The organism is Pseudarthrobacter sp. TAF60_1, assembly GCF_052113505.1.
Taxonomy (GTDB): Bacteria; Actinomycetota; Actinomycetes; order Actinomycetales; family Micrococcaceae; genus Arthrobacter.
Window position 1 is genome coordinate 1 of record NZ_JBFRDI010000029.1, and the last position, 8236, is coordinate 8236.

Below are 8236 nucleotides of genomic sequence, written 5' to 3' on the forward strand. Positions count from 1 at the left end.
GAACGCCTCCGCCACCGTGTCCTGGACCGCACCGAACAACGGCGGCTCACCCATCACCTCCTACACCGTGACCCCRCGCACCGGCACCACCAACCTCACCCCCGTGACCGTCACCGGCAACCCGCCCGCAACCAGCACCACCATCACCGGACTCACCAACGGCACCGCCTACACCTTCACCGTCACCGCCACCAACGCCATCGGCACCTCCCCCGCCTCCACCGCATCCGCCCCCGTCACCCCCGCCGCGGCGTCCACGGGGGGAACAATCACCAACGGCGGATTCGAATCAGGCCTCACCGGCTGGACCACCGGCGGCGTCCGCGCCCCCGTAGCCWCCACCACCGCCCGCACCGGAACCGGTTCCGCTCTCCTCGGCGTGGTCTCCGGCGCGGAACCCCTCGGAGACAGCAGCCTCTCCCAAACCCTCACCGTCCCCGCCACCGGAACCTCCACCCTGTCCTTCTGGTACCAGCCACACACCGTCGACGAAACCTGCAACGGCACCGCCTGCCGCTACGACTGGGCGGAAGCACAAATCCGCTCCACCACCGGCACCGTCCTGCGCAGCCTCTTCAAACTCGCCAGCGACTCCGGCACCTGGACCCAAGTCACCGCAGACCTCAGCGCCTACAGAGGCCAAACCATCACCCTCTGGTTCAACGTCCACCTCGAAGGAGCCGTCCCAGCCGACGACACCTGGATGTACCTCGACGACGCCACCCCCCGCGGGCCTAGTATTTCCCCATGAGCGGCTTCATTGACGGCATCCTGAACGTCAGTCCGCTCGTGGCCTACATCGCGGTCTTCTGCCTGGTGTTCGCCGAAGACGCGCTGTTCGTCGGCTTTGTTATTCCTGGCGAAACGGCGGCTGTGCTGGGCGGTGTGGTGGCCAGCCGCGGCGAAGTTCAACTCCCGGCAATGATGACTGTCGCGGTAGTGGCCGCCATCCTGGGCGACACCGTGGGCTACGAGGTCGGGAAACATTTAGGCCCCCGGCTCGTGAAGTCCAAAGCGATGACCCGGCACAGGATACAGATAAAGAAGGCGCAGGACTTCCTTCGCCGCAGAGGAGGGTGGGCGGTCTTCCTCGGGCGGTTCGTTGCCTTCTTCCGCGCCGTGATGCCCGCTCTGGCCGGCACGTCCCGAATGCCGTACGGGCGGTTCTTACTCTTCAACGCTGCGGGCGGCCTCACCTGGGGCATCGGCTTTGTCCTGCTGGGCTACCTTGCCGGCAACTCCTACGAGGCAGTAGCCAAGGCTGCCGGCCGGGATATCGCCGTCGTCATTGCAGCAGTCGCCGTGGCCGCGCTGGTGGCCTGGCGCCTGCGCGCTTGGAAGAAAGAACGGACGTGACGGAGGGACGGCGGGCCTACAGCAGGCTATCCAACGTGACGAAGCTGTAGCCCGCCTGCCTAACGCGGTCGATGATCTGCGGGAGGGCGTCGGCGTCAAGTGTGGTGCCGTCGTCGGGGTTCGACCCGATGTGCATCAGGACAATCTCTCCGGGCCGCAGGGCGGACAGCACCCGGTCAGCCACCAGCTGGGCGGTGAAGCCTCCGCTGGTCCCCTTCCACCCGAGGGTATCCACCGTCCACCGCACCGGCACATAACCGAGGTTGTTCACGGCTGCGATGGTGCGCGCGTCCCGTTCTCCGAAAGGAAAGCGGAAGAACGGTGTTGGGTCGGCGCCGGCGGCGAGGATGGCCTGCTCCGCGCCCCGCACCTCGGCCGCTATGCCATCATCCGGCAGTCCGGTAAAGCCTGGATGCGTCATGGAGTGGTTGCCCACGCGGTGGCCGGCGGCCCTCATCGCAGAAACGCCCGCCGGGTTCGCGTTCGCCCAGTTGCCGGTCAGAAAGAACGACGCCGGGACTCCGGCATTTGCCAGCGCCTGGAGGATCTTGGGCAAGCCTGCCGAGTTGGCTCCGGCGTCGAAGGTCAGGGCAACCACCCGGCCGGCGCCCGGCAGCACTTCAAGATCCTGCCCCAGGAGGGCCCTCGGGAACGGCACTGCCGGCGGCGGCTGGGGAGCGACCGGAGGCTCCGGCGGCACCGGCGGTTGGATCACCGGTGGAGCCACCGGAGGTTCAGGAATAACCACCGGCGGCTCGCTGGTGACCGGGGACGTCGCCTCGAATGTGCCGGGAACCGCCGTCGCGGTCGGTGCTGCGGAGGTTCCGCCCGCTGGGGACGCGCCGCTAGAGGATGTGGAAACTCCCGACGGCGGTCCGCCCGACTGCGGGCGAGCGGACAACACCACTGCCAGCACGATGGCGCCAGCCGCCAGCACGGCCGCAAGTACCGCGGCCACCACTCGGCGGTTCCAGGCGGAGATGGGCCTCATAGTTCACCCTGACAGAACTGCTGTCACGGCCGGAAGGGCAGAAAGGCCCCGGTTTGGAAGGGTTCCCACCCGTTCGGCGCGAACCTACCGGTCAGGCGATCAGCGGAACCTGCCGGGGAAGGCGTTGATGAGGCCGTCACTGAGCTCGTCAGCCATCATCAGCATGTGTTGTTCCGCCAGGTCGTAGGTGGCGATGCCGTCGGCGTACCGTCCGTTCAGTTCAGCGCTGCCGTAGGAGATGGTCTGGTCGATGTGCTCCTTCATCATGGAACGCATCGCGTCCTGACTCCAGTTCCGCGGGTTGGCGGCTGCCAGGAAGTCGGCGATCTCCTGGGCGTTGGCGTAAACGGCAGTCTTGGCCGCTTCGAGTGCCGTGGTGTCCTGGGCCTTGGCTGCCTGGAACAGACCAACGAAGTCGGTGATGTGTGACTGCAGCAAGGTGGTCAACCGGGCTCCGGCAGCCTCACCGTAAAACGGCTTGATGGCATTGCCGATGTCCACCTGGTTCTGCAGCAGCCGCCCTGCGGTGGTGTCGAAGCCAGCCGATCCGGAGGCGAAATCGACGATCGCGAGGCGGGTCCACTCCATGTGCTGCGCCCAAAGCGTCCGCATTCCCAGGCGCAGCTCAAGCTGTGCGGCAGGTACGGAATTGGAGCTGCCGGAACCATGGTTGTGGGCCATGGACACGACGGCGGCTTCCTGGACTGCGGGCTGCGCGGGCGCCGCTCCCACTGAATACGCGGCGGTCAGGCCGCCCGAAACAGCCAGCAAGGCAAACACGACGGCGAGCTTGGGCCGCCTATGGGATGTCATGGTTTCCACGGTTGAATCTCCTTTCGTATGGGCGGGTGCCCATGGCACATTAGTGTCAGCTGGCGCCGGAGTCTTACCGCCGCCGGACGGAAATCTTTCCGGGTCCTTTTTCTCCGTAGCGGGGTAAGAGCGGCGGCCCGGATGACACTAAGTGGGTATGAAGACTCAGCGGGAAGTAGAAGCACAGACGGGGGCCGGATCGCCCCGAAACGAATGGGATGCAATCGTCGCCTGGCGCGGGCGGCTGCTGATCGAGGCAGGGTTCCCTGCTACGCTGGCGTCACGCATGGCAGGCACCCGGGGAGTGGACATCCACGAGCTACTCAAACTGGTGGACAAGGGTTGTCCGCCGGAATTGGCGGTCCGCATCGCCGGGCCCGTGGGCGAACCAAGCGGACGGGAGTAGTCACATGGCCACGCTGGACGGCCCCGAGCTCGCAGCCACGCAGGAAGTGCGTCCGAGACCTTCCGACCCTGACTGGGTGGCGCTCCTCAGCACCCCGGGCCCGGGCCACGATGAGGCACTCCTGCAGCTCCACCAGCTCCTGGTCAAGGCAACCCGGCACCAGGTGTCGCAGATGTATTACGGCTTGCCCGCCATCGGCGCGGTCCGGGTGGATGAGCTGGTGAACCAGGCCGCCGACGAGGCCATGATGGACGTCCTCGGCAAATTGTCCAGCTTCGAAGGCCGCAGCAGGTTCACCACGTGGGCATACAAGTTCGGCATCCTGCATGCCGCCGTCGAAGTCAGGCGGAACATGTGGCGCCACCGCGAGCTCGACCTTGACTCGGTCCCGGAGCGGCGGGCGGCCCAAAGCTCCCCCGAGCAACTGCTGGAGGGTACGGAACTATCTGCCGCCGTCGGGCAGGCAATCGAGGAGGCCCTCACACCGCACCAGCGCCTGGTGGTGCTGGCGCTGCTCGTGGACGAGGTGCCCATCGACGTGCTGGCTGACCGCCTGGGCAGCACCCGCAACGCCCTCTACAAGGCTCTTCACGACGCCCGTGGCCGGCTCCGGGCGCACCTGACGCTCGCCGGCTACCTCCCCGCGACACCAACCACATCGAGAGTGATCTCATGACTACGCCCCGCCGAAACCTGACCCCGGAATCCGTGCGCCGGCTGACCCTGGCGGCTGAACCGTGGATTTCCTGCGACGACTGCTTCGACACGGTTGACGCCTACGTTGAGATCCTGCTCAGCGGCGCGCCGGACAGCATGCCGGGGCTCCGGGCACATCTCTTGGGCTGCAGCGCCTGCTTCGAAGAAGCACGATCGCTGCTGTTGATCGCGGCTGCCGATGACGGCGTGGACCCCGGCCCGGCGCTGCGCCGGCTGGAGAAATTCTAGGAACTGCGGAAAGAACGACGGCGGCCCGCGGCCGGGTGCCTGCGCACCGGTTCACAGAGGCGCGTGGTGGTGCTGGCCGGGCAGGCGCTTGACATGCAGTGTGACCGGTGCCATATTTAAAGCGTGAACCTGTCAGACAGCCGGACAGCAGGACAGCCTGCAGATCCATCCAAAGAGCAGTCCCACGCACTCCAGCCAGCGGCCGCCGCGGCAGTCCAGCCCCTGACCCGGCTCAGCGCGGCCGAAGCGGTGTTCAACGCCATCCGTGCGGACATCGAGTCCGGCACGGTAGCGGTAGGCGGGAAGCTCAGTTCCGAGGCGTCCCTGTCACAGCAGTACGGGGTCAGCCGCTCGGTCATCCGCGAAGCCCTGCGCTCCTGCACAGCACTGGGCCTCACGGTTACCAAGACCGGCAAGGGCACCTTTGTGGTGGCCGACAAGGTGGCAAACGACCTCACGCTGGGGCAGTACTCCGCCCGGGACCTCACCGAAGCCCGCCCCCACATCGAAGTTCCCGCAGCAGGGCTCGCCGCCAAACGGCGGACAGAGGACGAACTCGAGACGATGCGGCACATCGTCGCCGCCATGACCACCGAAACCGATCCCGAGTCCTGGGTGGCCCTGGACTCCAGCTTCCACGCCGCCATCGCCCGGGCCAGCGGAAACAAGGTGTTCGCCAGCGTGGTGGCCGACATCAGGGGCGCCTTGGCCTTCCAGTCCGAGACCCTGAACATGGTGGCCGACCGCCAGCATGCCTCCGATGCCGAACACCAGCGGATCCTCGAGGCCATCGAAGCCGGCTCCGCCGACGAAGCCACCAGCGCGATGGCCGACCACCTCCACGCAGTGGGCGTCGCCCTCGATTCCATCCTCAATCACTAACGCTTCAGCACGTATCCCCAGCAACCCAAGGACTCCATGCCTGCCCCTGCACTTCATGCTGCCCAGACCGCAAACGACGCCGGGAACCTCCCGCAGCACGCACCCCTGGTTGTCGCTACCCGCGACGGCCTCGTGGAAAGCATCCACTACGGCTCGGCCATCGCCACGGCCCGGGACGGCACCATCCTCGCCGCCGCCGGCGACCCGCTGGCCCCGCTCTACCCGCGCTCCGCACTGAAGCCGTTGCAGGCCGTGGCCATGGTCCGTGCCGGCTTGAAACTCCCGGCCGATCTCCTGGCCCTGGCCGCCGCGAGCCACTCCGGCGGATCCAGGCACCGCGGCGGCACCCAGCGCATCCTCGCCATGCACGGCCTCACGGCGAGCGATCTGGAGAACAGCACCGACCTCCCCTACGGCACCATCGAGCGCGAGAACTGGCTGCGCGCCGGCCTCCACCCCACGCAAGTGACCCAGAACTGCTCCGGCAAGCACGCCGCCATGGCCGCCACCTGCGTCATCAACGGCTGGCCAGTCAAGGGCTATTTGGACCCCTCGCACGCGCTGCAGCAACTGGTCGCATCCGCCGTCACCGAACTCGCCGGCGAGGAACCGTTCGCCCGCAGTACCGATGGCTGCGGCACCCCGCTGTTCGCCCTCACCCTCCGCGGCATGGCCCGCGCCTTCGGCACCATCGCGGCCGCTGCAGCTTCCGCCGCGGCCACTACTCCTGCAAGCACCCCCGACGACGGCGCGGCCGTCCCGCTGCGTGCGGAAGCCGCCGTCGGACTCGCCATGCGGCAACACCCTGAGATGGTGGCCGGGGAACGACGGGACGTCACCGAACTGATGCGGCTGCTCCCGGGCGCCGTGGCGAAGGACGGTTTCGAGGGTGTTCAGCTGGTGGGCCTGCCGGACGGCCGGGCCGTGGCTGTGAAAATTTCCGACGGCGGCGACCGCGCCCGGATGCCCGCCACCGTCCACATCCTCGAGTTCCTCGGCCTCGACACCGCGCGGCTGGCCGGCATCGGGACCGCCCCCGTCCTGGGCGGCGGTCACCAAATCGGCCTGGTCCAGCCCACAAATTTCCTGTCCAACCACGTCAACGAAGCCCTCTGAGGACACCCATGACAACCCTGACCACTCTTGACCCCACTGACGTTGCCCAGCAAACCCGGTCCGAGCACGATCTCCTCGGCGACCGCGACATCCCCGCCGGGGCTTACTGGGGAGTCCACACCCTGCGCGCCGTGGAAAACTTCCCCATCACCGGGCAACCGCTGTCCTCCAACATGCATCTGGTCCGCGGCCTCGCCGCCGTGAAACTCGCCGCCGCCCGGACCAACCACGAGCTCGGCCTGCTGGACACTGAACGGGCGGAAGCCATCGAGCAGGCCTGCGCCGACGTGATGGACGGCAAACTCAGTGGCCAGTTTGTGGTGGACGTGATCCAGGGCGGCGCGGGAACGTCGTCCAACATGAACGCCAACGAGGTCATCGCCAACCGGGCCCTCGAGATCCTGGGCCACCCCAAGGGCGACTACGCACGCCTGCACCCCAACGACCACGTGAACCTCAGCCAGTCCACTAACGACGTCTACCCCACGGCCGTGAAACTGGGCACCATCTTCGCCGCCCGCGAGCTCCTGGCTGCCCTGGCAGAACTCGAGGAAGCCTGCGCCGAGAAGGCGCTGGAATTCCGCACCGTGGTGAAGATGGGGCGCACGCAGCTGCAGGACGCCGTCCCCATGACGCTGGGCCAGGAGTTCGGAAGTTACGCGGTGACCATCGGCGAGGACCGCCTGCGGCTGGCCGAAGCGGAACTGCTGATCCACGAGATCAACCTCGGCGCCACCGCCATCGGCACCGGCCTGAACGCCCACGCCGGCTACGCCGAGGCGGCCTGCCGGCACCTGGCCGAGATCACCGGCCTGCCCCTGGTCACCGCCGTCGACCTCATCGAGGCCACCCAGGACGTGGGGGCCTTCGTCCACCTGTCCGGTGTGCTGAAGCGTGTGGCCGTGAAACTCTCCAAGATCTGCAACGACCTCCGCCTGCTCTCCTCCGGGCCGCGCGCGGGTTTCGGCGAGATCAACCTGCCCGCCGTGCAGTCCGGGTCTTCCATCATGCCCGGCAAGATCAACCCGGTGATCCCGGAAGTGGTCAGCCAGGTGGCCTACGAAGTCATCGGCAACGACGTCACCATCACCATGGCCGCCGAAGCCGGCCAGCTCCAGCTCAACGCCTTCGAACCCATCATCGTCCACAGCCTCCACAAGAGCATCTCCCACCTCGAAGCAGCCTGCCGCACCCTCACGGCCCGCTGCGTTCGCGGCATCACTGCCAACACCGAGCACCTCCGGCGGACCGTGGAACAGTCCATTGGTCTGGTCACAGCCCTGAATCCCCACCTGGGCTACGCCACCGCCACCGCCATCGCCCAGGAAGCACTCGCCACGGGCAAGGGCGTCGCTGAACTCGTCCTGGAACACGGCCTGCTCACTGCCGTTCAGCTCCAGGAACTCCTCAGCCCTGAACGCCTGGCCAACCTCAGCAAGTAGTCCCCAACCGCACGCAAACACAGGCCCTGCACCCAGCGTGCCCGGGCCCACCAACCGCTCCCGGATTTCAAAGGACACTCCCCTCATGTCGAATCCCCCCACCCCCATCCCTGACCACGTGATCGACGGCGGTCATGCGCACGCCTCGGAAAGTTCCCTCCACGCGGAGGACAAGGGCTATCACAAGAACCTCAAACCGCGGCAGATCCAGATGATCGCCATCGGCGGCGCGATCGGCACCGGCCTGTTCCTCGGCGCCGGCGGCCGCCTCAACGCCGCCGGACC

10 protein-coding genes and 1 pseudogene are annotated in these 8236 nt (G+C 67.3%); 9 read left to right on the forward strand and 2 right to left on the reverse strand.

From position 1 onward, the window contains the following. The coding region (locus tag AB4Y73_RS20090; RefSeq protein ID WP_441874404.1) for a fibronectin type III domain-containing protein at nt 1-751 on the forward strand (751 nt) is incomplete at its 5' end. Then, entirely contained in the window at nt 748-1356 is a 609-nt protein-coding gene (locus AB4Y73_RS20095; protein ID WP_441874406.1) for a DedA family protein, read from the forward strand. The genes AB4Y73_RS20090 and AB4Y73_RS20095, both read left to right, overlap by 4 nt. Before the next feature lie 16 nt (nt 1357-1372). Here the strand turns inward: AB4Y73_RS20095 and AB4Y73_RS20100 are convergent, their stop codons facing one another. Beyond that, on the reverse strand, nt 1373-2347 hold the full coding sequence (locus tag AB4Y73_RS20100) for a polysaccharide deacetylase family protein (protein ID WP_441874408.1): 975 nt from the start codon (nt 2345-2347) through the stop codon (nt 1373-1375). 99 nt (nt 2348-2446) lie between these two features. After that, nucleotides 2447-3169 carry a hypothetical protein gene (locus AB4Y73_RS20105; protein ID WP_441874410.1) on the reverse strand — a complete coding sequence of 241 codons (723 nt, stop codon included), beginning with the start codon at nt 3167-3169 and terminating at the stop codon, nt 2447-2449. A 148-nt stretch (nt 3170-3317) separates the two neighbouring features. On the opposite strand from AB4Y73_RS20105, the gene AB4Y73_RS20110 reads away from it, so the two are divergent. From AB4Y73_RS20110 to AB4Y73_RS20140, 7 genes and pseudogenes are all read left to right on the forward strand, one after another. Then, nucleotides 3318-3566 (forward strand): hypothetical protein, encoded by a 249-nt coding sequence (locus tag AB4Y73_RS20110; protein WP_441874412.1) that lies wholly within the window; start codon nt 3318-3320, stop codon nt 3564-3566. A 4-nt stretch (nt 3567-3570) separates the two neighbouring features. Beyond that, nucleotides 3571-4242, forward strand: coding sequence for an RNA polymerase sigma factor (locus AB4Y73_RS20115; RefSeq protein WP_441874414.1), 672 nt, complete (start codon nt 3571-3573; stop codon nt 4240-4242). Continuing rightward, the gene (locus tag AB4Y73_RS20120; RefSeq protein ID WP_441874416.1) at nt 4239-4511 is read left to right on the forward strand and encodes a hypothetical protein; all 273 of its coding nucleotides are present in this window, start codon (nt 4239-4241) and stop codon (nt 4509-4511) included. The genes AB4Y73_RS20115 and AB4Y73_RS20120 overlap by 4 nt, the downstream gene beginning before the upstream one ends. 123 nt (nt 4512-4634) lie before the next feature. After that, nucleotides 4635-5393 carry a FadR/GntR family transcriptional regulator gene (locus AB4Y73_RS20125; protein ID WP_441874418.1) on the forward strand — a complete coding sequence of 253 codons (759 nt, stop codon included), beginning with the start codon at nt 4635-4637 and terminating at the stop codon, nt 5391-5393. Nucleotides 5394-5429: 36 nt separating this feature from the next. Next, nucleotides 5430-6509 carry an asparaginase gene (locus tag AB4Y73_RS20130; protein WP_441874420.1) on the forward strand — a complete coding sequence of 360 codons (1080 nt, stop codon included), beginning with the start codon at nt 5430-5432 and terminating at the stop codon, nt 6507-6509. An 8-nt stretch (nt 6510-6517) separates the two neighbouring features. Then, entirely contained in the window at nt 6518-7951 is a 1434-nt protein-coding gene (locus AB4Y73_RS20135; RefSeq protein WP_441874422.1) for an aspartate ammonia-lyase, read from the forward strand. An 85-nt stretch (nt 7952-8036) separates the two neighbouring features. Further along, nucleotides 8037-8236, forward strand: a pseudogene (locus AB4Y73_RS20140) (amino acid permease); the annotation flags it as partial.